This is a genomic window from Microbacterium caowuchunii (assembly GCF_008727755.1).
Taxonomy (GTDB): Bacteria; Actinomycetota; Actinomycetes; order Actinomycetales; family Microbacteriaceae; genus Microbacterium; species Microbacterium caowuchunii.
In genome coordinates this window covers 704,240-731,164 of sequence record NZ_CP044231.1, presented here as the reverse complement: position 1 = coordinate 731,164, position 26,925 = coordinate 704,240, and the positions used below count along the sequence as shown (strand labels likewise).

The window sequence follows — 26,925 nt, the reverse complement described above, 5'->3', positions numbered from 1 at the left end:
CCACTAGGGTGGGTCGGGTGCATGCACCCGACCCACGCCGCCCCCTCGTCGTGACCATGGCCGCCGTGCTCGTCGCCCTGAGCGGCGGCCTGAACACCGTGCTCGGCCTCCTCTTGCTGCTCAGCAGGTACGACGTCCCCGCCGATGAGGTGTTGACCGTCTCCCTCGTCGGCGTCGGCATCCTGCTGTTCGGCCTGCTCACGCTCGCGATCGCCTCCGGCATCGCCCGCGCGAGCGGCCTGTCCCGTCTGCTGCTGACGCTCTACCTCGCCGTGCAGCTCGCGCTCCACACCGTCACCATCTTCGTCAGCGACGTGTGGGACTGGACCTCGATCGTCCAGATCCTCCTGGGCGTCGGTGTCCTCGTCGTCGTCTGGTCGCCTCCGGGCTCGCGCTACTTCGGGACGCATCTGCCCCCGCGGGACCCCTACGAAGGCTGAACCGCCGCCCGATCCGGCATCGTGTGCCGGACGAAGCGGACGTGGAAGATCCGCACGACCTCGATCGCGAGGATGGCGACGATCGTGAACCCCGCCACGGCGTAGGCACCCTCGCGTCCGGGATCCACCAACTGGAAGAACTCACCCGCGAGCGGCACGCTGAACAGCACCGTCAGCGCGATGAACATGGCGCCGATGACCAGCACCTTGAAGCGGTCGAGCGGACGGGCCAGGATGCAGAGGATCCAGATCCCCACGATCGCGAGGATCAGGGTGGAGCCCGTGCGCAACTGGTCCTCCGTGACCCCGAGGGAGCGCGCCACGAGGGTGTAAGCGGTCAGCGTGATCGCGACGACGATACCGGCGGGTATCGCGAACGACAGCGAGCGCCGCAGGAAGCCGGGGATGTAACGGCGAGCGTTCGGCATGAGGGCGAGGAAGAACGCGGGGATCCCGATCGTCAGTCCGTCCGTGATGGACAGCTGGCGCGGGAGGAACGGGAACTCGAGGACGAGCAGTCCGAACAGCAGCGCCAGACCGGTCGCGTAGACCGTCTTGGTGAGGAAGAGCATCGACACGCGTTCGATGTTCGCGATCACCTGGCGCCCCTCCGCCACGACGTCCGGCAGGTGGGAGAACTTGCCGTCCAGCAGCACGATCCGTGCCACCGCCTTCGTCGCTGCCGCGCCGGAGTTCATCGCGATGCCCATGTCCGCGGTCTTGATCGCCAGCGCGTCGTTCACGCCGTCGCCGGTCATGGCGACCGTGTGGCCGCGGCTCTGCAGCGCCAGCACGATGCCCTTCTTCTGCTCGGGCGTCACCCGGCCGAACACGGTGTGCGCCTCGAGGACGTCGGCCAGGGCCTCCTGCTCGACCGGGAGTGAACGGGCGTCGTACCCGTCGGTCACGTCGAGACCCACGTCACGGGCGATCGCGGCCACGGTGCGCGGGTTGTCGCCGCTGATGATCCGGACCCCCACCCCCTGCGCCCGGAAGTACGCGAGGGTCTGGCCGGCATCCGGACGCACCTGCTCCCGGAAGGTCACGACCACGGCCGGGCGCAGATCCGCCGGCAACCGCTCCGCCTCCGCGTCCTCCGCCGTCAGCTCACGAGCCGAGTGGCCGAGGACGAGGGTGCGCAGGCCCTGGGCCGCCAGCGCGGTGACCTGGGCGCCGAGCGCGGACCCGGGATCGGTCGCGGTGTCGCCGAACACCATCTCGGGGGCGCCGAGCACCCACGTGGATCCGTCCGCGAAGGAGACGGCGCTCCACTTGCGTGCCGACGAGAACGGGATGGTCTGCACCGGCGTGCGGGGCTCGGTCACGGGATACGGCTCCCGGAGGCACCGGGCGGTGGCGTTCGCGTCCGGCGCTGCGCCGTACCAGCCCAGGGCGTCCTCCCATCCGGCCGGGGCGTCCGCGGACGGGTGGGCAGCGTCGAACGTGATCTCCCCCGCCGTGAGCGTGCCCGTCTTGTCCAGGCAGATCATGTCCACCCGGGCCAGCCCCTCGACGGCCGCGAGCTCGTTCACGAGGACCTTCTTGGCCGTGAGCTTGGCCGCGCCCACCGCGAAGGTGATCGAGGTCATGAGGACGAGCCCCAGCGGGATCATCGCCGTGAGGGAGGCGATCGTGTTGACCACGGGCTGGATCCAGCGGCCGTCCTCGGCGACCGTGCCCCAGCCGCCGGCGACCTGGACCTGCGCGTTCAGCACGAGCAGCCCGATCGGGCCGATTCCCCAGCTCACCCACCGGAGCACGCGGTTGATGCTCGTGCGCAGTTCGCTCGAGACCAGGGAGAAACGCTTCGCCTCCGCCTGGAACCGGTTGGCGTAGGAGTCCGCGCCGACGCGGTTCACCTGCGCGTTGCCCTCGCCACCGACGACGATCGAACCGGACAGGGCCTCGTCGCCCACGGTCTTGTCCACCGCATCCGACTCGCCCGTCAGCATCGACTCGTCGATCTGCAGCCCACGGGAGGAGACCACGATGGCGTCGGCGGGGACCTGGTCCCCGGCACGCAGCACCAGGATGTCGTCCAGGACCACCTCGCCCGGGGCGATCTCCTCCTCCTGCCCGTCCCGGCGCACGCGTGCGCGGGGCGCGTTGAGCAGGGCCAGCCGGTCGAGGGCGCGCTTGGCACGGAACTCCTGGACGGTCCCGATGATCGCGTTGGCGAACGCGGCCAGGCCGAAGAGGGCGTCCTGCCAGCGGCCGACGATCAGCAGGATGAGGAAGCACCCGCCGACGATGCCGTTGAACAGGGTGAGGACGTTCGCGCGGATGATGTTGCCGATGCTCCGGCTGGAGTCCGCTTCGAAGGCGTTGACCCTCCCGTCGCGCACACGCTCCGCGACCTGCTCGGCGTCGAGCCCCCGCGCTTCATCGACCGTCGCCTGCACGCGCACGGCGACGCCGGCCGTATCCCCCGATTCCATGGGCTCACCCTATCGAGATGACGCCGTCCCCATGTCCCGCGAGACGAGCGACCGCCGTGCACCGGGCCCGGAGGCCCTGTGCACGGCGGTCGCTCGGTCGGAGGGGGTCAGCCCTTCGTGGCACCGGCCATGAGGCCGCGGACGAAGAACCGCTGCAGCGCGAAGAACACGATCAGCGGGACGATGATCGAGATGAACGCACCCGCCGACTGCAGGTACCAGCGGTCGCCCCACGACCCGGAGAGCGAGTTCAACGTCTGCGTGAGTGGCAGCGACGAGGATGGCGCGAAGATCGTCGCCACGAGCAGGTCGTTCCACACCCAGAGGAACTGGAAGATCGCGAACGAGGCGATCGCCGGCATGGCCAGCGGCAGGATCATCCGGAAGAAGATCTGCCCGTGCCCCGCCCCGTCGACGCGCGCGGCCTCGATGACCTCGCTCGGGATCTCCGCGATGAAGTTGTGGAGCAGGAAGATCGCGAGCGGGAGGGCGAAGATCGCGTGCGCCATCCACACCGTCGCGAAGCTGTGATCCACGTCGCGCAGACCGAAGCCCGGGAAGATCCCCACGCCGTTGATCTCGAGCCCCCGCGAGAACAGCGTCAGCAGCGGCACGAGCGCCATCTGGATCGGCACGATCTGGAGCGCGAACACGAAGACGAAGAGCAGGTTCTTGCCCTTGAAGTCGATCCAGGCGAACGCGTACGCCGCGAGCGACGCGATCGCGATCGGGATGACCGTGGCCGGGATGGCGATGGCGAGCGAGTTCAGGAACGACTGACCGAGCGTGAGCGCGGTGCCACCCGAGGTCAGCGCATCGCCGTAGTTCTCCAGCGTGAAGCTCGGGTTGACGAAGACCGTCCACCAACCGGAGGTCTGCGAGTCGGACCCGGGGCGGAACGAGGTGACGAAGAGCCCGAAGGTCGGGATCGTCCAGAAGATCGCGATGATGACCGCGATGATCGTGGCGGTCTTCGACGTCAGCTTCTTCTGCGCGGTCTTCTCATTCCGTCGCGTCTCGCGCGCCGTGCGGCGTGCGGCGCGACGGTCGAAGGACGGGGGCGCGTCGACTGTCGTGCTCATCGGATCTCCTTCTGCTTGCGCAGCTGCCGGGCGTTGTAGATGATCAGCGGCAGCACGAACAGGAACAGCACGACGGCGAGTGCCGACGAGTGGCCGTAGCTCTGGAATCGCTGCTGCTGGTTGACCATCTCGAAACCGAGCACGCTGCTGTTGGAGCGACCACCGGTCATCACCGCGACGATGTCGTACACCTTGAGCGAGGCGATGGTGATGGTGGTCAGCACGACGATCAGCGAGGCGCGGATGCCGGGGACCGTCACGTTGATGAAGCGCTGCCAGGCGTTCGTCCCGTCCAGCTGCGCGGCTTCCAGCTGCTCGGTCGGGACCGCTTTGATGGCGGCGGAGAGGATGACCATCGCGAAGCCGGTCTGCGTCCAGATGAACACCGCGAGGAGGCAGAACGTGTTGATCAGGGGCTGCGCGTCCAGCCAGCCGACCGGTTCGCCCCCGAACATGGTGATGATCGCGTTCAGCAGTCCGATCTGCTCGCCCTGCCGGTAGTCGTAGACGAACTTCCAGATGATGCCGGCGCCGACGAACGAGATGGCGACGGGCATGAAGACCATCACCTTGAGGTACTTCTCGCCCCGGGCGCGGTCGATGAAGGCGGCGTAGGCGAGACCGATCACGGTCGACAGGACCGGCGCGCAGATGGCCCAGATGACGGTGTTGATGACCGACCAGAACCCCTCCGGGTTCGTGAAGGTCCAGATGTAGTTCTCCAGCCCGACGAACGTGTCGCCGCTCTTGTTGAAGAACGACAGGATGATCGTCGAGATCGTCGGGTAGAGGAGCCCCACGATCAGCATCAGCAGCGCCGGCGCCAGGAAGACGACCATCTGGAACAGGTAGCCGGCTCCGGCGCTGGAGCGATAGTCCAGGAAGAACAGCAGCGCACCGGCGGCGAGTGCGATCGCGACGACGTAGAGGACCGCGTTCTGGTAGGGCCGCAGCAGCATGAACGCGAGGACCGGGACGAGGAAGCAGATGGCAGCGCGGAGCCAGAAGTATCCTCGGCCCTGGCGCGGCGCGAACTCGATCGCCAGGAGGATCGCCCCGACCACGGCGCCGAAGACGACGATGACGATGGGGATCTGGACGAGCGGGTGGAGATTGCCGATCCAGACGAAGAAGCTGTTCAGCGAGAAGCCGAGAGTGGTGGGCAGTGCGTCCTCGGACCCGGGGCTCATGAGCAGAGCGATGAAGAGCACCAGGAGAGCCGCTCCCGCGACGATCGCGGCGATCGCCGCTCCGCGCCGGGCCTTCTCCGGGCGCGGTGGCGCCAGCTCTTCGACCGGGGCCGGCGCCGTCGCGGGCCTGGTTTGCGTCATTGTTCTTCCTTCCGCGTCGTTACGGGATCGTACCGCCGTGCAAGGGGCCGCTCGCAATGACGAGCGGCCCCTTGTCCGATGACAACCCCGGCTGGACTAGTTGTCGTAGCCGGCCTGGATGTCGCTGAGCACCTGGTCCACGGGGCGACCGTCGATCCAGTTGACCATGCCCTTCCAGAACGATCCGGAACCGACGGTTGCCGGCATCAGGTCGGAGGCGTCGAAACGCACGACCGTGTTCGGGTCCTGAAGGATCTTCATCGCGTCGGTCAGGAACTCGCTGGAGGCGAGCTCGGCGTCGGCGTTGATGTTGGCGGAGATGGAACCACCCAGTTCGACACGCGCGTTGGCGAAGTCGGCACTGGACATGTACTCGAGAACCTTCTGCACGGCCTCCGAGTCGGAGAATCCGACCACGAACTCGCCGCCGGCCTCGACGTAGGTGTCGCCGCCGGCCTCGAAGCCCGGCGTCAGGAAGGCGTAGACGTCACCGTCGGGAGCGACCACAGGGGTCTCGCCCGAAGCAGTCTTCGCCTCGAGGAAGTTCGCCGAGAGGAACGATGCCTGGTGCGTCAGGGCGCAACGACCGTCGGCGACCGCCGCGGCCATGTCACCGAACGCGGTGGAGTTGATGCTCTTGACATCGCCGAACCCGGCGTTGACGCGAGCCGGGTCGAGCAGGATCTCGCCGACGGTGTCGAAGGCTTCCTTGATCTTCGGGTCGGTGAACGGGATCTCGTTCGCGACCCACTGGTCGTAGACCTCGGCGCCGGACTGGCGGAGGACGAGGTCCTCGATCCAGTCGGTTCCCGGCCAGCCGGTGGCGTCGCCGGAGGCGAAGCCGGCGCACCAGGGAGCGGAACCGGTGGCCTGCTGGATGGTGTCGGTGAGGGCGATCATCTCGTCCCACGTGGTCGGAGCCTCGACACCCCACTCCGCGAAGCTCGCGGGCGAGTACCAGACGAAGCCCTTGACGTTGGCGAGCATCGGCGCCGCGTAGAACGTGTCGTCGACCGTGCCGTAGTTCTTCCAGTCCGAGGACCAGTTCTCGTCGACGTTGGCCACGACGGCCTCCGGCGCGGGCTTTGCCTCACCGGTCTCGACGAGAGCCTTCAGCAGACCGGGCTGGGGGACGATCGCGATGTCGGGCGCCGAGCCTCCGGCGACCTTCGTGACGATGTTCCCCTCGAAGCTCTTGTCACCCGTGTAGACGACCTCGATGCCGGTGTCCTCGGTGAACTGGGTGAAGGCCTCGTTGAGGGCGTCTGCCTCGCCACCCGTGATACCACCGGAGATCTGGACGGTCTGTCCCTCCACGGAGCCGCTATCGCTCGAGCCGCCTTCGGCGCAGCCGGCGAGCGCGAGCCCCGCGACGCCGATGAGCGCGATCGGTGCGACCAGGCGGCGTCGCTGCGATCTGATCATGTGATTCCTCCTCTTTGAGTGCGCGGGTACTCCTTGCACCGGCACATCAGGTCCACTCGGGAACCGATTCCAGGCCACGGTAATCGAATCCCGCGGGAGACACAACACCAGTGGGTCACAACTCGGTAAACGTCGGATGGGAGCGCTCTCTTCGCTAGCACACGACGATGGGAGCGCTCCCTCAGGTTCCCTGAAGCCGGGAACCGGTTCCACATTCCGCCGGTTCATCGTTTACGATGTGGAACGTTCTCACCACCCATCAAGGAAGAGGGAGGCGCCGATGAGCGGCATCGCCGATGTGGCACGCCTGGCCGGGGTGTCCAAGTCGACGGCGAGCCGTGCGCTGAGCGGGAGCGGATACGTGTCCGAGGCGACCCGGGACCGCGTCTCCGCGGCCGCCGCATCGCTCGGCTACGTCCCCTCGACCAATGCGCAGAGCCTGTCCACCGGGCGCACGCAGAGCGTGGGTGTCGTGATGCCCCACATCAACCGCTGGTTCTTCGCCGAGGTGCTGGAGGGGATCCAGCAGGCGCTGCTGGAGCGCGGGCTCGACCTGATGCTCTACGACGCGAAGCCGGGAACCGAGCGCAGACGCCGCATCTTCGAGGACTTCCTCGCCCGGAAGCGCTTCGACGGCCTCATCGCCGTCGGCCTGGAACCCGAGCAGGACGAACTCGACACCATGCTCTCTCTCGGCAAGCCCGTCGTCAGCGTCATCGGCGATCAGAGCAGGACGAGCGTCGTGACCCTGGACGACTCGCACACCACGGAACGCGCCACCGAGCACCTCATCGCCTTGGGGCACCGGGAGATCACGTTCCTCGGGGCCGGCACGCACACCCGCTGGCCGCATGTGGAATCCGCCCGCGTTTCGGGCTACGAGGAGACCATGCGGCGCGCCGGCCTCGAGCGCCACATCGCCCACGTCCCGTCCGCCCTGACCATGCCGGCCGGCTACGCGGCCGCCGTGGACCTCCTGAGCGACTCGCGCAGTCGGCCCACCGCGGTCGTCGCGGCGTGCGACGAGGTGGCGATCGGGGCGATCATCGCGGCCCGGCGCCTCGGCATCCAGGTGCCGGCCGCTCTGAGCGTGGTGGGGATCGACGACCACGAGCACGCGGAGATGTTCGCGTTGACGACCCTGCAGCAGGTGCCCCGCCAGCAGGGTGCGACGGCCGTCGAGCTGCTGATGCGTCAGATCGACGACCCCGGCGCAGAACCCATCGCGGTGCGACTCAAACCCCGGCTCGTGGTGCGTAACTCGACCGCGCCCATCGTGCCGGCCTCGTCCGCCGCGGTGGCCGACGGCGGAATCGTCCCCTACGCCTGAGCCGGTGGAGGGACCGGCGCCCCGCCGGCCCCTCCCCTGCCCGTCGGGTCAGACCCGGCGGCGGATACCGATCATCCGCGCGGTCAGGCCGAGGCCCATCAGCAGCGCCGCGGCCAGGATCCACCCGCCGATACCGCCGTACGCTCCGCCCGTGGTGGCCAGGGCGCCGCCGCGCTGCCCGGCGATCATGATCTCCTGCCAGCCGATGACGTTCCCGTCGGCATCGAGGACGACCAGTCGGTGCGTGCCGGTGAGATCGTCCGGAAGGGTGACGGTCACCGTGCCCTCGGCACCGACCTGCTGCCATCCGCCCAGTTGCCTGGGCGTCGAGTACAGCCAGACGCTCACCCAGGCGCCGGCGTACCGCGTGCCGACGAAGATCGTGATGCGCTCACCCGCACGCAGTTCCCCCGCCACGACCTGGATCGCGTTCTGCAACGCGGCGATGAGGTCGGCCACCGGGGCCGGCTGCGGCTGCGTGGTGGGGGGCGGCGGGGTCCCCGGCACCTCCGCACCGGATGCGACCGTCAGGGGCAGTCGCACCTGGGTGCCCGTCTCGGGCGCCTGCAGCACGATGGTGCTCGCGTCGACGGCATCCGCCGGAACCGTCAGCGACACGGACGCTGTGCCTCCGGTGACCGGGATCGGGTCGAACACCGCCGTGCTGCCCTCGAACGAGGCCAGCAGCGTCGTCGTCAGCGGGCTGCCGAGCGACGTCAGATCCAGCCCTCCCACCTCGAACGTCACCGTGTCGCCACGTACGGCGGATGCCGGCAGGCCGCGCACCTCCGCGCTGCGGCTGTCGAAACGGGGCGACAAGCCCGGGTTCTGCTGGAGGTAGCCGATCCACGCGTCCCGGTCGATGAGACCGGAGTCGCGAGTGTCCGTCCCCTCCGCCAGGGTGCGGAAGTTGTCGCCACCCTGCAGGAGGAAGCTGAACGATCCGATCCGGTAGCTCGCCGCGGGGTCCAGGGGTTCGCCGTCGATCAGCACGGACGTGACCCGGGATCCCTGCGGAAGGGTGGTGTCGAAGGTGTACTGCACGTTGTCCGAGAGACCCAGCTGCAGGTACGGCCGCGACGGTACGTTGCCGTCCTCGTCCAGCTGCCACTGCTCCTCGAGCACGGCCTTGAACTGGGCGCCGGTGAGGGTCGTCGTCCACAGGTTGTTGACGAACGGCAGCACGGCGTTGGCCTCGGCGTACGTGATGACCCCGTCGTCACCGTGAAGCAGGTCGCTGCGCAGGCCGCCGGGGTTCACCAGACCGATCTGCGCTCCCCCGCGCTCCGGCGTCGAGAGCGTGTCGACGAGCGAGTCCGCGACGAGGTTGCCGAGGGTGGACTGGCCCGCGCGGTTGTCGCGGGTTCCGCCCGTGTACACGCCGTCCACGTAGGAACCGCCACTGAACGAGGTCGTGATGTCCGCGGTCACAGAACCCACCGGCTGAGCACCGATGACGTCCGCCTCGGCGAGGGCGCTCTGCACGATCCCCGCCACCTCTGCGACGCGGGGGTACGCCGCGATGAGTTCTTCGTCGGGCGTGGTGACCCGGGGGACGTTCCGGCTCGTGTAGCCCTGGACATCACCCGTGTCCGGGTCGAGCGAGAGCACGACCTGCCCGATGTTCTCGCCGTAGTTCCCGGTCTGGAGGACCGGCCGCGTGGCACCGTCCACGCCCGGCACGGGAGCATCCCAGGCGTAGAGCTTGTGCGTGTGCCCGGTGAAGATCACATCCACGCTCGCGGCGGTCTTCGTGACGATGCCGCCGAAGGCCTGGCCCTTGGCGATCTCCTCCTCGAGGGTCGCACCGTCCGGCGTGCCGTCGGACGCCCCCTCGTGGTACTCCGCGATGATCACGTCGGCGAGCCCCTCCTCCTCGAGCTCCGCGGCCACCCGGTTCACCGCCTCGACCGGGTCTCCGAACTCGAGATCCGCGACGCCCGCCTGCGACACCAATGTGGGCGTCTCCTCGGTGACGGCGCCGATCACGGCGACCGTGAGGCCGTCCACCTCGAACGTCTCGTACTCCGGGAGCGCGGGCGTGGTGGTGCCCTTCCGGTAGACGTTGGCACCGAGGTAGGTGAAGTCCGCCGCGTCGGCGACCCGTCCGGTGAGGTCCGCCAGGCCCTGGTCGAACTCGTGGTTGCCCACGGCGGACGCCCGCAGATCGAGCGCGTTCAGCACCTCGATCGTGGGGATGTCCTGAGCGACGGACGAGGCGAACAGAGAGGCTCCGATGTTGTCGCCGTCCGACAGGAAGAGCGTGTTCTCCTCGCCGTACTCCGCGCGCAGCGATTCGATCGTGCCGGCGAACTTCACCGTCGAGCCGTCGATGCGCCCGTGGAAGTCGTTGATGTTGAGGACGTTCAGTTCGACGGTGCGATCGAGATCGAGTCCCACCACGAGCGGGTCGTGATCGCTCGAGCGGTAGGGCGACTCGTCGTAGAAGTCCGTCGCGTTGCCGTTGTACCTGCTGTACTCCAACGCGATCGACTCCCCCGCGTTGATGTTCCACACGTCGGCGCCGGTGACCAGGCGCTCAGCGGAGGGCGACGCCAGGATGTGGTCGAGCGACCCGCTCGCGCCGTCGTAGGAGTAGGTGTACTCCCCCGTCCTGGACCCGAGATCGACGTACCCCGCCTCGGCGAGGACCTCCATCGGGTCCTCCCTCGTGTATGCGTTGAAATCGCCGAGCAGGAAGACGTCGTCGGTACCGAGCGCTGCGCTGCGCTCCGCGGCGAAGTCCACCAGCGCTTGCGCCTGGGCGATCCGGGACGCGTTGGACGCGCCCTGACCGTCGCCCTGATCCGCGTCCGCACCGGACCCCGACCCCTTCGACTTGAAGTGGTTGACGATCGCGAGGAAGACCGCATCCTCGTCATCGACCGGCGCGAAGGCCTGCGCGAGCGGATGGCGGGCATTCGCGAACGCCTCGTCGCCGTCGATCACCGCCTCCCCGACGGTCGTGACCGCATCCTTCTTGTAGATGAAGGCGGTGCGGATGACGTCCTCGCCGGCCGGCACGTCGGAGGGCGAGGCGGCGTACGCCCATTCGTCCCGGCCGAGGCCCTCGTTCAGGGCATCGACGAGTTCGCCGAGGGCGACGTCACGGTCCTGCGCGAAGGCGGCCGAGTTCTCGATCTCCTCGAGCGAGACGATCTCGGCGCCGAGCGCGTTGATCGCAGCGACGATCTTCGCTTCCTGCCGAGCCAGGTTCGCCGCGTCGGCCGCACCCCGCGGGCCGCCGGGGCAGTCGTTCACGGTGACCGGGTTGCCTTCGCGGTCGGTGTAGAACGAGGTGCAGTTCGCCTCCGCGCCCGTCGTGGAGAAGTAGTTGAGCACGTTGAAGCTCGCGAGCTGGATCTCGCCGCCCACGTCCTCCGGGGCCGATGTGCGCGTGTTCCCGAAGGTGGCCGGCTGCACGCTCGCCGTGTTCTCGACCGTGAGCTGCGTCGTGGGCTGCAGGCTCCACAGGTCGTTGCGGTAGTCCAGGATCACGGGCGTCGTGAACGTCACCGGCGCCCCGACGCGCACGGGGGCGCTCGTCGAGAGATACGGCGGCGGGATCCCCTTGTTCGCGTTCGAACCGAAGTTGATCGATGCGCCGTCGTCGAGCGTCACGGCCCGCGCCGCGTTGGCGGCGACCGCTGCGTCGTACTCGGGCGTGCCCGGGCGGGCGATCTCGGTGGGCGTGATCAGGGGCGAGGTCCCTGCGGCCAGCCCGATGGATCCGAACACGTTCGTGTCGTAGGTGTCGGTGACGGTGAACTCCCCCTGCGGGGCCAGCAGCATGCTCTCCAGCTTCTCGCGATCGGCGTCTGCGGCCGGCCATGCGACCTCCGCAGGAGCGACCGGCGCCGCCTCTTCCGCGAGCGGGGTGACATCGGATGCGGCGGCGGGCGTGATCTCGGTGAGCCCGCGGAACTCGGACACCGCACCGGTCACCCGGACGGACTGCCCGATCTCGACGGCCGTGACGGCGGCGTCGCCGTAGACGAAGATCGCGTCGGATGCGGGGTGGACGGCGAGGTCGATCGCCCCGCCGGTCCCGGCGGTCTGCAGGGTGAAGCCGCGGTAGCCGCCCGTGGCGTAGACCGCCGTCACGATGCCCTCGGTCGTCACGGTCTGCCCGGCGAGGGGGCTCGCGTCCCCCGTGCCCTGGATGTCGGCGATCGCCGTCAGGGTCGGGGCACCGGGGTCGGTGGGCTCGGGGTCCGGCCCGGGGTCGGTGGGCTCCGGCCCCGGGCCGGGGTCGGTGGGCTCCGGGGTGGGGTCGACGGTGTTCCCGGTGGCGGACTGCGGTGTGACCGTCTCGGAGACCCGGAAGTCGGCGCCGTTGTCGTCGCTGTCGACGAAACCGGTACGCACGAGGGAGTTCGGGGTGCCGTTGCCGCCCGCATCCGGTCCGACGGTCCCCTCGAACGTGTTCGAGCTCCCGTAGCCGACGAGGTCGATGACGCCTTCGGCGCCGGCCACCGCCCCTTCCCCGGGGTCGACCGCGACGGTGGTGTCGGCCAGCCACAACGTCCCGTTCTGACCGCCCGGGTTGATCCCGGTGCCGGACAGGTCCGGGGTGGGAAGAGGAGCGCCGTTCGCGCCGTTGCTCCCGAGCGCCACGAGGAAGTACCCACCGGGCTCGATCGAGCCGGTCAGCGGCTGGACGCCGTTCGCGGTGTCCGTGCCGGTGGCGCTGCGATACTGCAGCGACCACCCCTCCAGGCTCTGCGCCCCCGAGCCCGGGTTGTACAGCTCGATGAACTTGTTCGCGAACGGCGCGTTCGCGCTGCCGCCCTTCACGAACGCCTCGTTGATGACGATGCCCGGCGCCTCGGCGGCGAAGGCCGCCACGGGGACGAACGTGCTGCCGATGAGGACCGAGCCGAGGCCGAGGGCGAGCGCCGCATGACGACGCGTCCGCTGTGAGAAGGACATGGATCTCCTGGGGGGTGTCTGGGGGGACTCCTCGGAGAGTACGCAGCGAAGGGCGCCTGGCGGCTTAAGGGAGTGTGACGATCTGGTGAGACTTCTCTCATCCGCGTGCCCGGGGTGCGCCCGGGCACGCGAAAGGCCCCGGAGCCGAAGCATCCGGGGCCTTTCGTGAAGGAAGGGACCTTACTTGAGGGTGACGGTAGCGCCGGCCTCTTCGAGAGCGGCCTTGGCCTTCTCGGCGGTCTCCTTGTTGGCGCCTTCGAGGACGGCCTTGGGGGCACCGTCGACGACGGCCTTGGCCTCGCCGAGGCCCAGCGAGGTGAGCTCGCGGACCGTCTTGATGACCTGGATCTTCTTGTCGCCAGCAGCCTCGAGGATGACGTCAAAGGAGTCCTTCTCCTCGACCTCTTCAGCAGCAGCGCCGCCGCCGGCGCCGGCAACGGCGACGGGAGCAGCAGCGGTGACGTCGAACTTCTCCTCGAACGCCTTCACGAACTCGCTGAGCTCGACGAGGGTCAGGCCGGCAAACTGCTCGAGCAGCTCCTCAGTGGTGAGCTTCGCCATGATGTATCTCCTAATAGATGGGGTGTGTGGGAAAGAAAGCCGCCGGTCGCTTACGCGGCCTCAGCGGTCTCCAGCTTTTCGCGAAGCGCGTCGATGGTGGCCGCAGCCTTGCCCATCGTCGCCTTCATCATGCCCGCAGCCTTCGCAAGCAGAACCTCACGGCTCTCGAGCGAGGCGTACTTGTTGACCTCGTCGGCACTCAGGGCGTTGCCCTCGAAGATGCCGCCCTTGATCACGAGAAGCGGGTTGGCCTTGGCGAAGTCACGCAGGGCCTTCGCGGTGGCGACGAAGTCGCCGTGCACGAACGCGACAGCCGACGGACCCTTGAGGTCCTCGTCGAGTGCCGTGATCCCCGCGTTGTTCGCGGCGATCTTGGTCAGCGTGTTCTTCACCACGGCGTACTGCGCGTCCTGACGGATGCTGTTACGCAGCTCCTTGAGCTGCGCAACCGTCAGACCGCGGTACTCGGTCAGCAGGACGGCGTTCGAGTCCTCGAAGTTCTTCGTGAGCTCGGCGACCGATGCATCCTTCTGCGCCATGGTCACTCCTTGGTATGTACGAGGCGCTCCGCGGAGGCGGGCGCCGGCTGTCGATCCAGCTCTGGGAAAACAAAAAAGCTCCGGCGCAAGCGCACGGAGCTGGATTCTTCGGGAAGTATCCTTCGTACACCTGCGCGGGCCCCTGCTATCGCAGTGCTTCGGTCATCATGCGTTCACACGCACGACGATGACCAGCGGTCTTCGGCTTCCCCCAGCATACGTCTCCCTCCCCCCTTTCCCCAAATCCCTCCGCCGACCCACCCCCTTCGCGGCGCCCCACCCCTCTACCCGCCGCAGCTGCAGGGGTGGCTCGGCGAGAGGGGGGTGGGTCGGCGGAGGGGTGGACGCCTCCTCCCCAGGGCGAGGGGGCGGGGTGGGGGGACACGGATGCGGGGAGGCGGGAGAGGCCGGGTGAGGGGGCGGGGGATGCTGCGGGGATGAGACAGGCAGGGGCGGAGGAGCTCCGCGGCGAGCTGCGGTCGGCTGAGGAACTGAGCGCGGCGGGCATCTCGGACAGAGCAGTCGGCCGCGACGTCGCCGCCGGATCCCTCGTCCGGGTGCATCGTGGCTGGTATCTCCGCGGCGCGCTCTGGCAGGAGCTCTGGCCCGAATCCCGTCACCTCGCTCACGTCCTCGCCGTCTCGCTGTCCGCTCGCGGCTCGGACCCCCTGTTCTGCCTCGTCTCAGCGGCGTGCCTGTGGGGCCTGCCCCTCTACCGCGTCACACCCCGACGCGTGCACGTGTACAGCCGGAACGTCGACCGGCACAGCACACCGGACGTGCTCCGGCACGAGGGCGGCGTGCCTGACGAGGACATCGCCGAGCGGCACGGCCTCCGCTGCACCTCGCTCACGCGCACGGTCTACGATCTCGCACGGATGCTGCCCGCAGAGGCCGGGCTGGCCTCGGCCGACGCAGCGCTCGCGAGCGTCGGCGGGGATCCGCGGGCGTTCGACGACGACCGGGCGGACACGCTGAAGGCGGACCTCGAACGACGGACGACGGCTCGCGCGGTGCGCGGCATCCGCCGAGCACGCGAAGTCCTCGCTCTCAGCGACGGACGTGCGCAGCTCCCGCTGGAGAGCGTCGCCCGCCTGCAGCTGGTCCGGCTGGGGTTCCAGCGACCCCGTTTGCAGGTGCCCGTGGCCGATCCGCACGGCGGCTCGTACTGGATCGACATCGCCCTGGATGACGTCGAGGCCTTCTGCGAAGTCGACGGACAGACGAAGTACCTCGACGAGGCGTTGCGCTCGGGCCGATCCCTCGAGCAGGTGCTCCTGGACGAGAAGCAGCGCGAGGACTGGATCAGAGGGGTGGCGCAGCGGCGCATGGCACGCGTCGGCGATGTCCACATCCGGGACCTCGGGGCACTCCGCACCCGCCTCGCCGCCTTCGGCATCCGTCCCCGCCGAGGGTGACCACACCCGCACCGATCCACCCCCCTTTCGGCGACCCGCCCCTCTTCCTGCGGAGGGGAGAGGGGTGGCTCGGCGGAAAAGGGGTGGGCGACGTGAAGAGAAGGGGCGGGGGCGGGGCGGCGGGGGGGCGGGGGCGGGGCGGGGGGCGGGGCGGGGGCGCGTCGTGGCGGTGGGGAGCGGGGGGTGCGACGTAGGCTCGTGGGGTGACTCCCGAACTCGCCGCCCGGATCGTCGCGGACTCCCGTGACCGGGTCGCCTGGCTGCGCGCGCGGTCCCGGGGGATCACCGCCACGGATGTCGCCACACTCACGAGTGAACGCGCCATCGCGAAGGCGGCGGACCAGAAGCTCGGCGGATCCCGGTTCTCCGGCAACGCCTTCACGGACCACGGGCGACGTCGGGAGCCGGAGATCGCATCCTGGATCGCCGCGACGCACGGCATCCTGCCCTCGAGCTCCCTGTTCCACGCGGTCGTGGAGAAGCGCCACCTGGCCACCCCCGACGGAATCGGCCTCGACGCCGGCGGTCGCGTCGTGCTGGCGGAGATCAAGACCACCAACAAGTCCTGGAGGTCGATCCCGCGCGGCTACCTCCGCCAGGTGTGGTGGCAGCAGCACGTCCTGGGGGCCGAGCGCACCCTCGTCGCCTGGGAGCAGCACGACGGTTTCGTGCCGATCGACGACGAACCGAAGTGCGCCTGGGTAGACCGGGACGAGGCCGAGATCGCGAAGCTCGTGGGCCTCGCGACGAAGCTGATCGACGAGCTGTACTACCGCACGACCGGCGGGCGCCCGGATGCGCTCGCCGCCGCGACCATCCCCGCTCCGCGCACCGATCCCTCCTCGCGGCCCTCCTTCCGAGCGCTCGCCCTGAGCGACTGACCGCGCCAACCGCTCAACCGAGCAGCCGCGGGCGCACCCGCCCACGCTCCGCCACCGGGCCGCCGCCGCGCCATGCCTGGCACTCCGCCCCGACCGACCAGGGGCCACTCGGCACGCGGCACGCGGCACGCCCCAACCGACCAGGCGCCACGCGGCTCGCGGCGCCGAGAGGTGCCGGACGAAGCGGTTTCTGCCTCACGAGATTTCCTGCAAATGGTTGAGCCAACTCAACCAGTTGCTGTATAGTTGACCAGCTTCAACCATTGATCCGCATCAACCGTTCGCGTCGCCGATGCCGCGCTCCTGCTCGCGAAGGACTCCCATGACAGCCACTCCCCCCTCCCCGGACGGCTCCGCAACCGCACCCCGGAGCCGCAGACGCGTCCTCGAGGCGCTCTCCGGACTGATCCTCGGGATGTTCGTCTCGATGCTCGCCTCGACGGTCGTCTCGACGTCGCTCCCGGTCATCGTGCACGATCTGGGGGGCGACCAGGGCACCTTCACCTGGGTGGTCACCGCCACCCTTCTGACCACGGCCATCTCCACCCCGGTCTGGGGCAAACTCGCCGACCTCGTCAATCGCAAGCTGCTCTACCAGCTCGCGATCATCATCTTCGTGCTGGCCACTGCCGCAGCGGGATTCGCGCAGGACCCGACCACGCTCATCGCCTTCCGCGCCGTGCAGGGCATCGGCGCCGGTGGCCTGGCCGCCCTCAGCCAGGTCCTGATGGCGGACATCCTGAGCCCGCGGGAGCGCGGCAAGTACATGGGACTGTTCGGCGCCGTCATGGCCGTCGCCACCGTGGGCGGACCGCTCCTCGGCGGACTCATCACGGACGCCTGGGGATGGCGCTGGAACTTCTTCGTGGCACTGCCTTTCGCCGTCGCGGCGCTCATCATCGTGCAGCGGACGCTGAAGCTGCCGGCCCACGCCAAGCGCAAGGTGTCGATCGACTACATCGGCATCGTCCTGCTCTTGGTGGCCGTGTCGCTGCTGCTCATCTGGATCAGCCTCGCCGGTGACACCTTCGAATGGTGGGGTATCGAGACGGCGCTGATGCTCGGCGGAGCGATCGTCGGAGCGATCCTGTTCGTCGTGGTGGAGCTGCGCGTGAGCGAGCCGCTCATCCCCCTCACCCTGTTCCGCAACCGCACGTTCACCCTCTCGGTGATCGCGTCGATCGCCACGGGCATCGCCATGTTCGGCGCATCCGTCTACCTGAGCCAGTACATGCAGCTCGCCCGGGGCGCGACCCCCACCGAGGCCGGGCTGATGACGATCCCGATGATCGGCGGTCTGCTGATCTCGTCCATCGTCGTCGGTGGGCTGATCACCCGTCACGGGATCTGGAAGCCGTACCTCATCGTCGGCAGCGTCATGCTCATCGCGGGTTCGTCGATGCTGTCCACCATCCACTACGACACGAACTTCGCGCTCGTCTCGCTCTACATGTTCCTCCTCGGAGCGGGCGTCGGGATGACGATGCAGAACCTCGTCCTGGTGGTGCAGAACACGTCGAAACCGACCGAGATCGGCGTCGCGAGCTCGGGTGTGACGTTCTTCCGCAGCCTCGGCGGCACGATCGGCGTCTCGGTGATGGGTGCGGCACTCGCCACGCGGGTCACCGAGCTCGTCGCCGACCGCACGGACGACATCGCCGCCGCGCTCGGGACCCTGGGCGACCAGGCGCAGGTCTGGGTGGCGCAGCTGGAGAGCGGTACCCTCCCCCAGGTCTCGGCGATGCCCGAGGTATTGCGCGTGGTCTTCGAGGACATCTACGCGAACGGGATCTCGCGTTCGTTCCTCATCGCGGTGCCTTTCGCCGTGCTGAGTCTCATCGCGATCATCTTCCTGCCCAACATCGCGCTCACCTCCATGACCACGAGCGAGCGGCTCGCCGCCGGGGAGGCCGACCTGGCCACCGTCTCGGTGCCGCAGGCCATGCAGACCCTCGCCGCGACGGGATCCATCCCCACGGCCGATGGGAACCGGCCGGATGGGGACGAACCCGCTCCCTCCGGGTCCCGGGGCGACTGAGGGACGGGCGATGACCACCGACACCGCAGGAGCGGACACGGCACGGGAGGCGCGCATCCAGGCGGTGCGCGCCCTCGAGGCCGAGTTCAGCGAACTCATCGTGCACTTCCGCGCGATGGTGGCGGAGAACGCCGGACGTGTCAGCCCGGGGATGCTCCCCGCGGCGTACAAGATCTTCACGACGATCGTGCGTCGCGAGTCCGTCACCCAGGCCGCCCTCGCCGAGCACCTCATGCTCGACAAGGGCCAGCTCAGCCGCACCGTGCGCGAGCTCGAGGAGCTCGGCCTCATCGTGCGCGCACCGGACCCGACCGACCGCCGCTCCAGCCTGCTCTCGCCGACCCCGTTCGGCCTGCAGCGCCTCGCGTTCGCCCGTGGGCCCCAGGAGGACGGGCTCATCAGCGCGCTCGCGCACTGGCCGGTCGAGGACATCGAGACGCTCGCCACCCTGCTGCACACGCTGCTCGAGGACGTCGCGCCCGCCAACGTGCGGCGCCGGAACGGGACACCCGCGCCGGAGTGACCGCCGGCCTGTAGCCCCGCCGGTCTACCGGCCGGCGTCCGGTCGGCGGCGTTCCCCGCGCGGGGGACGCAGCCTCCGCCGCGCCTCCTTCCCGAGCTCCGCGCCCACCGCCGTGAGCACGGCGGATTCGAGGTTCCACTGCTGCCAGTACAGCGGCACGTCCACCGGGTCGCCGCCCAGTCGCACGAGCCGTCCGTTCCCGAGCGGTTCGGCGGACTGCGGTTCCGGCAGCATCCCCCAGCCCAGACCCGCGACGAGCGCCTGAGCGAAGTCGTGGGAGCCGGGGACCCGGTGCCGGGCGGGGACGGCCGCGTCCACGCCCCGCGCCCGCAACCACCGCGTCTGCAGTTCGTCCCGGCGATCGAAGTCCACGACCGGCACCGCGGTCGGATCCGCCCGCATCCGCTCCGCCAGCTCCGGCGTCGCGACGGCCTCGTAACGCATGACGCCGAGCGGACTGACCCGGCACCCGGGCACGGGGTCCTCCTGCGAGGTCACCGCCGCCATGACTTCGCCCTCTTCGAGGAGCGCGGCGGTGTGGTCCTGGTCATGGCTGTGCAGGTCGAAGACGACGCCGTGGGAGTCCGCGACGGTCGCCAGCGCGGGCAGCATCCACGTCGCCATCGAGTCGGCGTTGACCGCCAGCGGGATGGAGACCCTCCTGCCTCCCTCCTCCCCGGACGCGCCCGCACCCAGATCGGCGAGGGCATCGTGTGCGAGCACCGAGTACTGCCGTGCCAGGCGCACGACACGGGCACCGGCGTCCGTGGGCCGTGCGGGTTTCGCGCGGACCAGCAGGACACGGCCGAGACGGTCCTCGAGCGTGCGGATGCGCTGACTCACGGCGGATGGGGTGATGTGCAGCCGTCGCGCGGCGGCATCCATCGTTCCCGTGTCGACGACGGCTGCCAGGGTCTCGGCCAGCTCCATCGGGATGTCGCGCATAAGCTCAGCTTACGACCGGACAGGATTCCTCACTGGTCCTGATGATCACGGAGGACGTAGCCTCATCACGTGTCCGCTGCCCTCCTCTCCGGCTTCGCGCTGGGCCTCTCCCTCATCGTCGCCATCGGTGCGCAGAACCTGTTCGTGCTGCGGCAGGGCATCCGGCGGGAGCACGTCCTCGTCGTGGCACTGCTGTGCGCGGCGTCGGATGCGGTGCTGATCATCGTGGGGGTCTCCGGAGCGGGCTGGGTGCTCCATTCCGTCCCCTGGCTCGTCGATGTCGTCCGCTGGGCAGGGGCGGCCTTCCTGCTCGGATACGCCGCCCTGGCCGCGCGTCGCGCGTTGCGCCCCACCGGAGCCGCCCTGGACGCGCAGGCCGCGCCCCCCGGTGACCCCGCGAACGGTCCGGGGACGCGCACGGTCACCGCCGGCGCCACCACTCTTCCCGCGGTGGTCGCCACGTGCCTGGCGCTCACCTGGCTCAACCCCCACGTCTACCTCGACACGGTCTTCCTGCTCGGCTCGGTCGCGGCCACCCAGGGCGCCGACCGGTGGTGGTTCGCGGCGGGCGCCGTCGTGGCCAGCACCGCGTGGTTCCTCTCCCTCGCGTACGGATCGCGTTATCTCGGGAGGTGGCTCGCCACCCCGCGCGCATGGCGAGTGCTCGACGGCGCCATCGCCGTCGTCATGGCGGCCATCGCGATCAGCCTGGTCCTGCCCGCCTGAGGACTCTGCTGGCGCGCTCCCCCACCGGCGGGCACCATGGAGGGATGACACGCCACTGCCGAGTCGTTGTGCACGGCACCGTCCAGGGGGTCGGGTTCCGCTACTCGGCGCGTGAAGCCGCGAGGGATGCCGGGGTCGGCGGGTGGGTGCGGAACCGCCGCGACGGCACCGTGGAGGCGGAGCTGCACGGGCCGGACGCAGCGGTGGATCGGATGCTGGCCTGGCTGGCGGAGGGACCCGCCACCGCGGCGGTGTCGCGGATCGAGGTCACGGAGGCCCCCGCCGCATCCGCCCCCGGGTTCGACCTGCTCCCGACAGCGTGAGACGGCCCCGAGGACGGCCCGGAAGACGACGAACGGCCCCGTCCGTGGACGGGGCCGTTCGTTCTCAGCCGGGGATCAGAGGGAGTTGACGTCCAGCGGGATGCCGGGGCCGAACGTGGTCGACACCGCACCCTTCTGGATGTAACGACCCTTGGAGCTGGAGGGCTTGAGACGCTGGATCTCCTCGAGAGCCGCGGCGAAGTTCTCGCCGAGCTGCTCTGCCGAGAACGATGCCTTGCCCACGACGAAGTGCACGTTGGCGTGCTTGTCGACGCGGAACTCGATCTTTCCGCCCTTGATCTCCTCGACGGCCTTGGCCGGGTTGGGGGTCACGGTGCCGGTCTTCGGGTTCGGCATCAGGCCGCGGGGACCGAGGACCTTACCGAGACGACCGACCTGGCCCATGAGCTCCGGGGTGGAGACGGCCGCGTCGAACGCGGTCCAGCCGCCGGCGACCTTCTCGATGAGCTCGGCGCCGCCGACCTCATCGGCACCTGCGGCGATCGCTGCCTCGGCCGCGGGGCCGGTGGCGAAGACGATGACGCGAGCAGTCTTACCGGTGCCGTGGGGCAGGATGACCGTGCCACGGACCATCTGGTCCGCCTTGCGCGGGTCCACGGAGAGCTTGAGCGCGACCTCGACGGTCGAGTCGAACTTCTTCGACCCGGTCTCCTTGGCGAGCTCGACGGCCTCGGTGGGCGTGTAGTACTTGCCGGCCTCGAGCTTCTCGGCGGCGGCGTTGTAAACCTTGGACTTAGACATGTTCGTTATCCCCTCAGTCCTCGACCGTGATGCCCATGGAACGGGCGGTGCCGGCGATGATCTTCGAGGCGGCCTCGATGTCGTTCGCGTTCAGGTCGGGCTGCTTCGTCTCAGCGATCTCGCGCACCTGGTCCTTGGTCAGCTTCGCGACCTTGGTCGTGTGGGGGGTCGAGGACCCCTTGGCGACGCCGGCGGCCTTCTTGATGAGCTCGGCTGCCGGAGGAGTCTTGAGGATGAACGTGAAGCTGCGGTCCTCGTAGACGGTGATCTCGACGGGGATGACGTTGCCGCGCTGCGACTCGGTGGCCGCGTTGTAGGCCTTGCAGAACTCCATGATGTTGACGCCGTGCTGACCGAGCGCGGGGCCGATCGGCGGCGCCGGGTTGGCAGCGCCGGCCTTGATCTGGAGCTTGATCAGGCCGGTCACCTTCTTCTTGGGTGCCATGCTGTTTCCTTTCATCGAATCGGATGCGGCTGCATCCGGTTCTCCCGCATATCCGGCGTCTCCGGATCGCGGTCGTCCGTCGGGCGCGCCGGGGCGCACACGCAAACCACGTAAGTCTACCGCACTCCGCCGCAGCGCCGGATGCAGGCCTCCCCGACGGAGGGCCACCGGATGCGTACCGTGCCACGGAACGGGAGAACCCCGCGACCGGAGGGTCGCGGGGTTCTCCCGAGCGTCTGGATCAGATCATCTTCGAGACCTGGTCGAACGACAGCTCGACCGGGGTCTCGCGCTCGAACAGGGAGACGAGCACGGTGAGCTTGCCGCTCTCCGGCTTGATCTCGCTGATCGAGCCGGGAAGACCCGCGAACGAGCCCTCCTTGATGGTGATGGTCTCGCCGATCTCGTAGTCGACCTCGGCCGGGATGACGCGAGCCGCTGCGGGAGCGCCCTTGGCGGCGCCGCCCTTGGCCGGCGCGACATCCTTGATCTCGACGAGGCTCTTGAGCATGTTGAACGCCTCTTCGAAACGCAGCGGCGTCGGGTTGTGGGCGTTGCCGACGAAGCCGGTGACGCCGGGCGTGTGGCGCACGACCGACCAGGTGTCCTCGTTCAGCTCCATGCGCACGAGCACGTAGCCGGGGATACGGACGCGCGTGACCATCTTGCGCTGACCGTTCTTGATCTCGACGACGTCCTCCATCGGGACCTCGACCTGGTAGATGTCGTCCTCGACCTCGAGCGTCGACTTGCGCTGCTCGATGTTGGCCTTCACCTTGCGCTCGAACCCGGCGTAGGAGTGGATGACGTACCACTTGCCCGGCAGCGAGCGCAGCTCGGCACGGAAGGCCTCGTAGGGGTCCTCGTCCTCGTCCTCGGCCTCGTCCTCTTCTGCGGCGTCGACGACGGCCGCGGCCGTCTCCACATCCGCGACGAAGTCCTCATCCAGCACGGGAGCGTCCGGCTCGCCGTTGATGTCGGGGCCGTCGTAGGGGGTCACGTCATCCGCCGCGTCGGCCTCGCGCTCGGCGGCCTCATCGGCGAGCGACTCGGTGAGCACCTCTGCAGCCGCCTCGGCCTCAGCGGCCTGGTCGATCTCGAGTGCGTCGTTCACGATGGCGTCTGCCTCCGGGTCTTCGATGTCGATGTCTTCGGTGTCCACGTCGTCGCCGTCATCACCCTCGGGGTCCTCGATGTGCAGCGCCAGGTGCTCAGCCGCTTCGACGGAGCGTTCTTCGGCGGCGAGCACGTCGCCTTCCTGCGCCTCGTCGTCCTCGCTGGACTGCTCGGCAGCGGTCGCCCAGTCGGCGTCGTCGGTGTATTTCTCAGACACTTCCGTACTCTCTCGTTCGTGGGCGGGCCGCAGGTCCCGCATTCCCGATCTCAGGCGCCCGGAATGCCGAACACGACGGTCGTCAGCCAGCTGAACAGGATGTCGAGTCCGTACACGACCGCCATCATCACGATGACGAATCCCAGCACCACGCCGGTGAACTTCAGCAGTTCCTTGCGGGTGGGGGTGACGACCTTGCGGAGTTCGGCGAAGACCTGACGGATGAACACGATGAAGCGAGTGAAGATGTTCGCCTTCTTCTCGCGCGAGGCGCCGCCAACGGCGACGACCTCGCCCTTCGGCTCATCCTGGACCATGCACCCACCTGAATCACTTATCGTGTGCCAGCACGCGCTGACGCGCAGGGCGGACAGGAATCGAACCTGCAACCTGCGGTTTTGGAGACCGCTGCTCTGCCAATTGAGCTACCGCCCTAGAGACCCGGAGGTCTCGCGCCCGCACTCTTCACCGTATCGATCTTTAGGGGATCGCCCGAGGCCGGGCACGGCGAAAGAATGCAGACTTCAACTGCATCAACCAGTGTACGGCATGCCCACCGGGGAGGCGAATGCGCGCGACGCCGCCGAGGCGGAACAGGGCGTGAACACCGCGATGACCAGGGCCGGACCGTCTGCGGACAGCGTCACGACGACGTCGTGGTCCGAGATCCAGGCCCGCTGTTCGGCGACGGCGGGGATGATCGTGGTCCATTCCTCGGGGTCGAGCGACGCGGCGAGGTCGTCACGGATGCGGCCCGCCTCCCCGTCGTCCGCCGTGACGGACACCACCCCGGATGCGGTCAGCGCCGTCTGCGAGCGGTCCTCTTCGCCGGGGCAGCGTTCCTCCCGGGGCGGAGCGGTCTCCAGGGTGCGGAGCACAGCGGTATCGGTCGCCGCGGCGGCGGCGACCAGCTCGTCGAAGACCTGCTGCGCCTCCAGGGCGATGACCTCCGGATCGGGAGCCGCGCATCCGCTCAGCGTCATCAGGAGCGCGAGCCCGACCGCGACCCCGGCGGTCCGTCGTCCGCCCCTCACGGGCGCACCACCGGAACGACCTCGTAGTCCTCGGATACGGGCGGCGCGAGCGGAACCCCGAGGGAGCCCAGATGGTCCAGCAGCCACCCGTCGTACCAGCCGTCCACCCAGCACGGGGCCGAGGTGCGCGCGTAGCGCCAGCTGGGGATGCCGTGCACGTACACCGCACGGCAGCTCGCATCCGCCTCCAGCTCGGGCGCGTAGTCCCGGTCCGGGATGCCGAGACGGTCCGCGGCGAGGAAGGCGGGATAGTACGTCTGGTACTGGTACCAGTGCATGACCTCGTGCACGAAGATCGCCCACACGGCCTCCTCCGTCCCCGGCTCCCACGCCAGGAACACCCAGTTCGGGTAGCGGGTGTTGAAGCATCCCCCGACCACACTCGTCCTCGGATCCGCGGCTCCCACCTGGAAGCCGCAGTTCTCCGCGCCTGCGTCGATGATCAGCTGCACCTGAGGCGCCCCGATCGAGTCGAGGAAGGCGCGGCCGGCCGGGTCCTCCCCCGGCATCGCACCGCCCCCGGGATTGGCCTGTGCCGGCTCGGGCGCCGTGCTGCCCGCCCGCCACTGTGCTGCCTGCTCCTGCTCCGCATTCCAGACGTCGAGCGTCTCCCGGTAGGCGGCGCGCTGCGCGTCGCTGCGCTGCGCCACGTCGGCGAGGCGGGCGAGTTCCGCCTCCACCGCCGCCTGCTGGAGCGCCGTGACCGCGCGCTCCGCCATCGCCCGTTCGTGCGCCTGCACGAACGCCCAGGTCGTCCCCGCCGCCGCGGCGGCGAGCACGAGGACGCCCGCGACCACGGACAGCGCGATCCAGAGCCTCCGCCGCGACCGCTTCGGGGGCGGGAACTCCCAGAGCAGCACCGGCGTCTCGGGCGCGCCCGGACCGGGCGCGTCCGCGACCTCCTCGACGTCCGCGTCGGGCGTGGTCCCCGTCGCCCCGGAATACTCACCCCCATGCATGCGACCATCCTCCCGCGGATCCCCGCGGAAGGCACGGATCAATCGGAGGATCGCCCCGCCGGGCCCCTCCGCAGGCCGGGCAGCGCCCGCCCGATCATCCGGCGACGCGGACGAGCTTCTTGTTCACGAACTCGTCCGCGGCCAGCAGACCCATCTCCCGGGAGGTCCCGCTGCGCTTCACGCCGCCGAAGGGGAGCTCGGGAGAGTCCGCCAGCACGCAGTTGACGTAGACCATGCCGGCATCGATGGCGTCCGCCACCCGCTCCGCCTGCTCCGGGTCGGTCGTGTAGACGTACGAGCCGAGGCCGAAGCTCGTGTCGTTGGCCAGCCGGACGGCCTCCTCCTCGCCGGAGACCCGGTACACGACGCCCGCCGGTCCGAAGAGCTCTTCCCGGTAGACGTCCATGTCGGGGGTGACGTCGGCCAGCACGGTCGGGGGGAGGAACGCCCCGTCACGCTTCCCGCCCAGGACGAGCCGAGCGCCCTGCGCCACGGCACGGTCGATCTGCTCCTCCAGTCGTTCGGCCGCGGCGAGCGAGGACAGCGGGCCCAGCACGGTGTCCTCCGCGAACGGATCACCCATCTTGACGGCCGACATCGCCGCCGTGAACTTCTGCAGGAACGCGTCGTACAGCTCGTCGGTGACGATGAAGCGCTTGGGCGCGTTGCAGGACTGCCCGTTGTTGTCGAGGCGCGCTTCCACCGCCGAGGCGACGGTGGAGTCCAGGTCCGTCGTGGACAGCACGATGAACGGGTCGGATCCGCCGAGCTCCAGGGCGACCTTCTTCAGGTTGCGGCCGGCGACCTCGGCGACAGCCGCCCCGGCCCGCTCGGACCCGGTGACCGAGACGCCCTGCACCCGCGGGTCGGCGATCACCGCCGCGGCCTGCTCGTTCGAGATGTAGAGGTTCGTGTACGCACCCGCGGGGAGACCGGCATCCGCGTACATCTGCGCGATCGCGGCGGAGGACTCCGGGCACTGCGGTGCGTGCTTGAGCAGGATGGTGTTGCCGAGCACCAGGTTCGGGGCCGCGAACCTCGCCACCTGGTAGTACGGGAAGTTCCACGGCATGATCCCGAGGAGCACGCCGATCGGCGCCTTCCGGACGACGGCCGTCCCCTCCCCGAGGATGTCGATGGGCTGGTCCGCGGTGATCCGCTCGGCGTTGTCGGCGTAGAACTCGGTGATGTCCGCGGCGAAGTCGACCTCGCCGAGCGCCGCCTCCGTGGTCTTGCCCATCTCCCGCACGATCAGCTCCGCAAGCGCGTCCCGGCGTTCCCGGTGCAGTTCGGCGACGCGACGGATGAGGGCGGCCCGTTCCGCGACGGGGGTGTCCCGCCAGACACGGTACGCCTCGTCCGCGGCGGCGATCCTCGTCTCGAGTGCCGCATCGTCCAGGGTCGGGTAGGTGGCCAGAGTCTCGCCCGTCGCGGGGTTGACGACTGCATAGTCGCTCATG

Annotated in this window: 23 protein-coding genes and 1 tRNA gene; 8 read left to right on the top strand and 16 right to left on the bottom strand. The window is 69.3% G+C overall.

Features of this window, described 5'->3' with window-relative positions:
• Window positions 1–17 precede the first annotated feature (17 nt).
• Window positions 18–440, top strand: a complete 423-nt coding sequence (locus F6J84_RS03425) for a hypothetical protein (RefSeq protein WP_238702578.1) — start codon at window positions 18–20, stop codon at window positions 438–440.
• Here the strand turns inward: F6J84_RS03425 and F6J84_RS03420 are convergent.
• The 4 genes from F6J84_RS03420 to F6J84_RS03405 all read right to left on the bottom strand — a co-directional run bounded on the left by F6J84_RS03420 (window position 428) and on the right by F6J84_RS03405 (window position 6,716).
• Window positions 428–2,878: an HAD-IC family P-type ATPase gene (locus tag F6J84_RS03420; RefSeq protein ID WP_150971393.1), complete on the bottom strand. Its 2,451-nt coding sequence runs from the start codon at window positions 2,876–2,878 to the stop codon at window positions 428–430. The two genes, F6J84_RS03425 and F6J84_RS03420, sit on opposite strands and share 13 nt — an antisense overlap.
• Before the next feature lie 107 nt (window positions 2,879–2,985).
• Window positions 2,986–3,960: a carbohydrate ABC transporter permease gene (locus F6J84_RS03415; protein WP_150971391.1), complete on the bottom strand. Its 975-nt coding sequence runs from the start codon at window positions 3,958–3,960 to the stop codon at window positions 2,986–2,988.
• Complete coding sequence (locus F6J84_RS03410; protein ID WP_150971389.1) at window positions 3,957–5,291, bottom strand: carbohydrate ABC transporter permease; 1,335 nt, start codon at window positions 5,289–5,291, stop codon at window positions 3,957–3,959. The genes F6J84_RS03415 and F6J84_RS03410 overlap by 4 nt, the downstream gene beginning before the upstream one ends.
• A 96-nt stretch (window positions 5,292–5,387) precedes the next feature.
• Entirely contained in the window at window positions 5,388–6,716 is a 1,329-nt protein-coding gene (locus F6J84_RS03405; protein WP_150971387.1) for an ABC transporter substrate-binding protein, read from the bottom strand.
• Window positions 6,717–6,996: 280 nt separating this feature from the next.
• Here F6J84_RS03405 and F6J84_RS03400 point away from each other — a divergent pair, with 280 nt between their 5' ends.
• Window positions 6,997–8,046, top strand: a complete 1,050-nt coding sequence (locus tag F6J84_RS03400) for a LacI family DNA-binding transcriptional regulator (RefSeq protein WP_150894769.1) — start codon at window positions 6,997–6,999, stop codon at window positions 8,044–8,046.
• 48 nt (window positions 8,047–8,094) lie between these two features.
• Here the strand turns inward: F6J84_RS03400 and F6J84_RS03395 are convergent, their stop codons facing one another.
• The 3 genes from F6J84_RS03395 to rplJ all read right to left on the bottom strand — a co-directional run bounded on the left by F6J84_RS03395 (window position 8,095) and on the right by rplJ (window position 14,078).
• Window positions 8,095–12,978, bottom strand: coding sequence for an ExeM/NucH family extracellular endonuclease (locus F6J84_RS03395; protein ID WP_150971385.1), 4,884 nt, complete (start codon window positions 12,976–12,978; stop codon window positions 8,095–8,097).
• A 180-nt stretch (window positions 12,979–13,158) separates the two neighbouring features.
• On the bottom strand, window positions 13,159–13,539 hold the full coding sequence (gene rplL, locus F6J84_RS03390; RefSeq protein ID WP_150894773.1) for a 50S ribosomal protein L7/L12: 381 nt from the start codon (window positions 13,537–13,539) through the stop codon (window positions 13,159–13,161).
• Between the two features lie 50 nt (window positions 13,540–13,589).
• On the bottom strand, window positions 13,590–14,078 hold the full coding sequence (rplJ, locus tag F6J84_RS03385; RefSeq protein ID WP_150971383.1) for a 50S ribosomal protein L10: 489 nt from the start codon (window positions 14,076–14,078) through the stop codon (window positions 13,590–13,592).
• 437 nt (window positions 14,079–14,515) lie between these two features.
• Between rplJ and F6J84_RS03380 the strand changes: the two genes are divergently transcribed.
• The 4 genes from F6J84_RS03380 (at window position 14,516) to F6J84_RS03360 (ending at window position 18,938) form a co-directional block, all read left to right on the top strand.
• The gene (locus F6J84_RS03380; RefSeq protein ID WP_150971380.1) at window positions 14,516–15,496 is read left to right on the top strand and encodes a hypothetical protein; all 981 of its coding nucleotides are present in this window, start codon (window positions 14,516–14,518) and stop codon (window positions 15,494–15,496) included.
• 203 nt (window positions 15,497–15,699) lie between these two features.
• On the top strand, window positions 15,700–16,377 hold the full coding sequence (locus F6J84_RS03370; protein WP_150971378.1) for a YqaJ viral recombinase family protein: 678 nt from the start codon (window positions 15,700–15,702) through the stop codon (window positions 16,375–16,377).
• A 322-nt stretch (window positions 16,378–16,699) separates the two neighbouring features.
• Window positions 16,700–18,415 (top strand): MDR family MFS transporter, encoded by a 1,716-nt coding sequence (locus F6J84_RS03365; RefSeq protein WP_150971376.1) that lies wholly within the window; start codon window positions 16,700–16,702, stop codon window positions 18,413–18,415.
• Between the two features lie 10 nt (window positions 18,416–18,425).
• On the top strand, window positions 18,426–18,938 hold the full coding sequence (locus F6J84_RS03360; protein ID WP_150971374.1) for a MarR family winged helix-turn-helix transcriptional regulator: 513 nt from the start codon (window positions 18,426–18,428) through the stop codon (window positions 18,936–18,938).
• Between the two features lie 24 nt (window positions 18,939–18,962).
• Here the strand turns inward: F6J84_RS03360 and F6J84_RS03355 are convergent, their stop codons facing one another.
• A complete protein-coding gene (locus F6J84_RS03355) occupies window positions 18,963–19,883 on the bottom strand; it encodes a LysR family transcriptional regulator ArgP (protein ID WP_150971372.1) in 921 nt (306 codons plus the stop codon).
• Window positions 19,884–19,952: 69 nt separating this feature from the next.
• On the opposite strand from F6J84_RS03355, the gene F6J84_RS03350 reads away from it, so the two are divergent.
• Together F6J84_RS03350 and F6J84_RS03345 are read left to right on the top strand one after the other, a co-directional pair.
• Window positions 19,953–20,609 carry a LysE/ArgO family amino acid transporter gene (locus F6J84_RS03350; protein WP_150971370.1) on the top strand — a complete coding sequence of 219 codons (657 nt, stop codon included), beginning with the start codon at window positions 19,953–19,955 and terminating at the stop codon, window positions 20,607–20,609.
• A 44-nt stretch (window positions 20,610–20,653) separates the two neighbouring features.
• The gene (locus tag F6J84_RS03345; protein ID WP_150971368.1) at window positions 20,654–20,932 is read left to right on the top strand and encodes an acylphosphatase; all 279 of its coding nucleotides are present in this window, start codon (window positions 20,654–20,656) and stop codon (window positions 20,930–20,932) included.
• Between the two features lie 75 nt (window positions 20,933–21,007).
• Here the strand turns inward: F6J84_RS03345 and rplA are convergent, their stop codons facing one another.
• From rplA to F6J84_RS03305, 8 genes are all read right to left on the bottom strand, one after another.
• The gene (rplA, locus tag F6J84_RS03340; protein ID WP_150891889.1) at window positions 21,008–21,694 is read right to left on the bottom strand and encodes a 50S ribosomal protein L1; all 687 of its coding nucleotides are present in this window, start codon (window positions 21,692–21,694) and stop codon (window positions 21,008–21,010) included.
• A 13-nt stretch (window positions 21,695–21,707) separates the two neighbouring features.
• The gene (rplK, locus tag F6J84_RS03335) at window positions 21,708–22,139 is read right to left on the bottom strand and encodes a 50S ribosomal protein L11 (protein ID WP_150891890.1); all 432 of its coding nucleotides are present in this window, start codon (window positions 22,137–22,139) and stop codon (window positions 21,708–21,710) included.
• A gap of 241 nt (window positions 22,140–22,380) precedes the next feature.
• Entirely contained in the window at window positions 22,381–23,472 is a 1,092-nt protein-coding gene (nusG, locus tag F6J84_RS03330) for a transcription termination/antitermination protein NusG (RefSeq protein WP_150971366.1), read from the bottom strand.
• Between the two features lie 50 nt (window positions 23,473–23,522).
• Window positions 23,523–23,789 carry a preprotein translocase subunit SecE gene (gene secE, locus F6J84_RS03325; protein WP_150891892.1) on the bottom strand — a complete coding sequence of 89 codons (267 nt, stop codon included), beginning with the start codon at window positions 23,787–23,789 and terminating at the stop codon, window positions 23,523–23,525.
• A gap of 45 nt (window positions 23,790–23,834) precedes the next feature.
• Window positions 23,835–23,907, bottom strand: a tRNA-Trp gene (locus tag F6J84_RS03320).
• Window positions 23,908–24,005: 98 nt separating this feature from the next.
• A complete protein-coding gene (locus tag F6J84_RS03315; RefSeq protein WP_150971364.1) occupies window positions 24,006–24,506 on the bottom strand; it encodes a hypothetical protein in 501 nt (166 codons plus the stop codon).
• The gene (locus tag F6J84_RS03310) at window positions 24,503–25,465 is read right to left on the bottom strand and encodes a hypothetical protein (RefSeq protein WP_150971362.1); all 963 of its coding nucleotides are present in this window, start codon (window positions 25,463–25,465) and stop codon (window positions 24,503–24,505) included. Before F6J84_RS03310 ends, F6J84_RS03315 begins: the two co-directional genes overlap by 4 nt.
• Before the next feature lie 94 nt (window positions 25,466–25,559).
• Window positions 25,560–26,924 carry an NAD-dependent succinate-semialdehyde dehydrogenase gene (locus tag F6J84_RS03305; RefSeq protein ID WP_150891895.1) on the bottom strand — a complete coding sequence of 455 codons (1,365 nt, stop codon included), beginning with the start codon at window positions 26,922–26,924 and terminating at the stop codon, window positions 25,560–25,562.
• Window position 26,925: the final 1 nt, after the last annotated feature.

Bases quoted from the DNA above. Each gene is read 5' to 3' on its own strand.
- F6J84_RS03310 (WP_150971362.1), bottom strand. From the start codon at position 25,465: ATGCATGGGGGTGAGTATTCCGGGGCGACGGGGACCACGCCCGACGCG.
- rplK (WP_150891890.1), bottom strand. From the start codon at position 22,139: ATGGCACCCAAGAAGAAGGTGACCGGCCTGATCAAGCTCCAGATCAAG.
- F6J84_RS03400 (WP_150894769.1), top strand. From the start codon at position 6,997: ATGAGCGGCATCGCCGATGTGGCACGCCTGGCCGGGGTGTCCAAGTCG.
- rplJ (WP_150971383.1), bottom strand. From the start codon at position 14,078: ATGGCGCAGAAGGATGCATCGGTCGCCGAGCTCACGAAGAACTTCGAG.
- F6J84_RS03355 (WP_150971372.1), bottom strand. From the start codon at position 19,883: ATGCGCGACATCCCGATGGAGCTGGCCGAGACCCTGGCAGCCGTCGTC.
- rplL (WP_150894773.1), bottom strand. From the start codon at position 13,539: ATGGCGAAGCTCACCACTGAGGAGCTGCTCGAGCAGTTTGCCGGCCTG.
- rplA (WP_150891889.1), bottom strand. From the start codon at position 21,694: ATGTCTAAGTCCAAGGTTTACAACGCCGCCGCCGAGAAGCTCGAGGCC.
- F6J84_RS03420 (WP_150971393.1), bottom strand. From the start codon at position 2,878: ATGGAATCGGGGGATACGGCCGGCGTCGCCGTGCGCGTGCAGGCGACG.
- F6J84_RS03395 (WP_150971385.1), bottom strand. From the start codon at position 12,978: ATGTCCTTCTCACAGCGGACGCGTCGTCATGCGGCGCTCGCCCTCGGC.
- secE (WP_150891892.1), bottom strand. From the start codon at position 23,789: ATGGTCCAGGATGAGCCGAAGGGCGAGGTCGTCGCCGTTGGCGGCGCC.
- F6J84_RS03305 (WP_150891895.1), bottom strand. From the start codon at position 26,924: ATGAGCGACTATGCAGTCGTCAACCCCGCGACGGGCGAGACTCTGGCC.
- F6J84_RS03380 (WP_150971380.1), top strand. From the start codon at position 14,516: ATGAGACAGGCAGGGGCGGAGGAGCTCCGCGGCGAGCTGCGGTCGGCT.
- F6J84_RS03410 (WP_150971389.1), bottom strand. From the start codon at position 5,291: ATGACGCAAACCAGGCCCGCGACGGCGCCGGCCCCGGTCGAAGAGCTG.
- F6J84_RS03345 (WP_150971368.1), top strand. From the start codon at position 20,654: ATGACACGCCACTGCCGAGTCGTTGTGCACGGCACCGTCCAGGGGGTC.
- F6J84_RS03415 (WP_150971391.1), bottom strand. From the start codon at position 3,960: ATGAGCACGACAGTCGACGCGCCCCCGTCCTTCGACCGTCGCGCCGCA.
- F6J84_RS03405 (WP_150971387.1), bottom strand. From the start codon at position 6,716: ATGATCAGATCGCAGCGACGCCGCCTGGTCGCACCGATCGCGCTCATC.
- F6J84_RS03365 (WP_150971376.1), top strand. From the start codon at position 16,700: ATGACAGCCACTCCCCCCTCCCCGGACGGCTCCGCAACCGCACCCCGG.
- F6J84_RS03360 (WP_150971374.1), top strand. From the start codon at position 18,426: ATGACCACCGACACCGCAGGAGCGGACACGGCACGGGAGGCGCGCATC.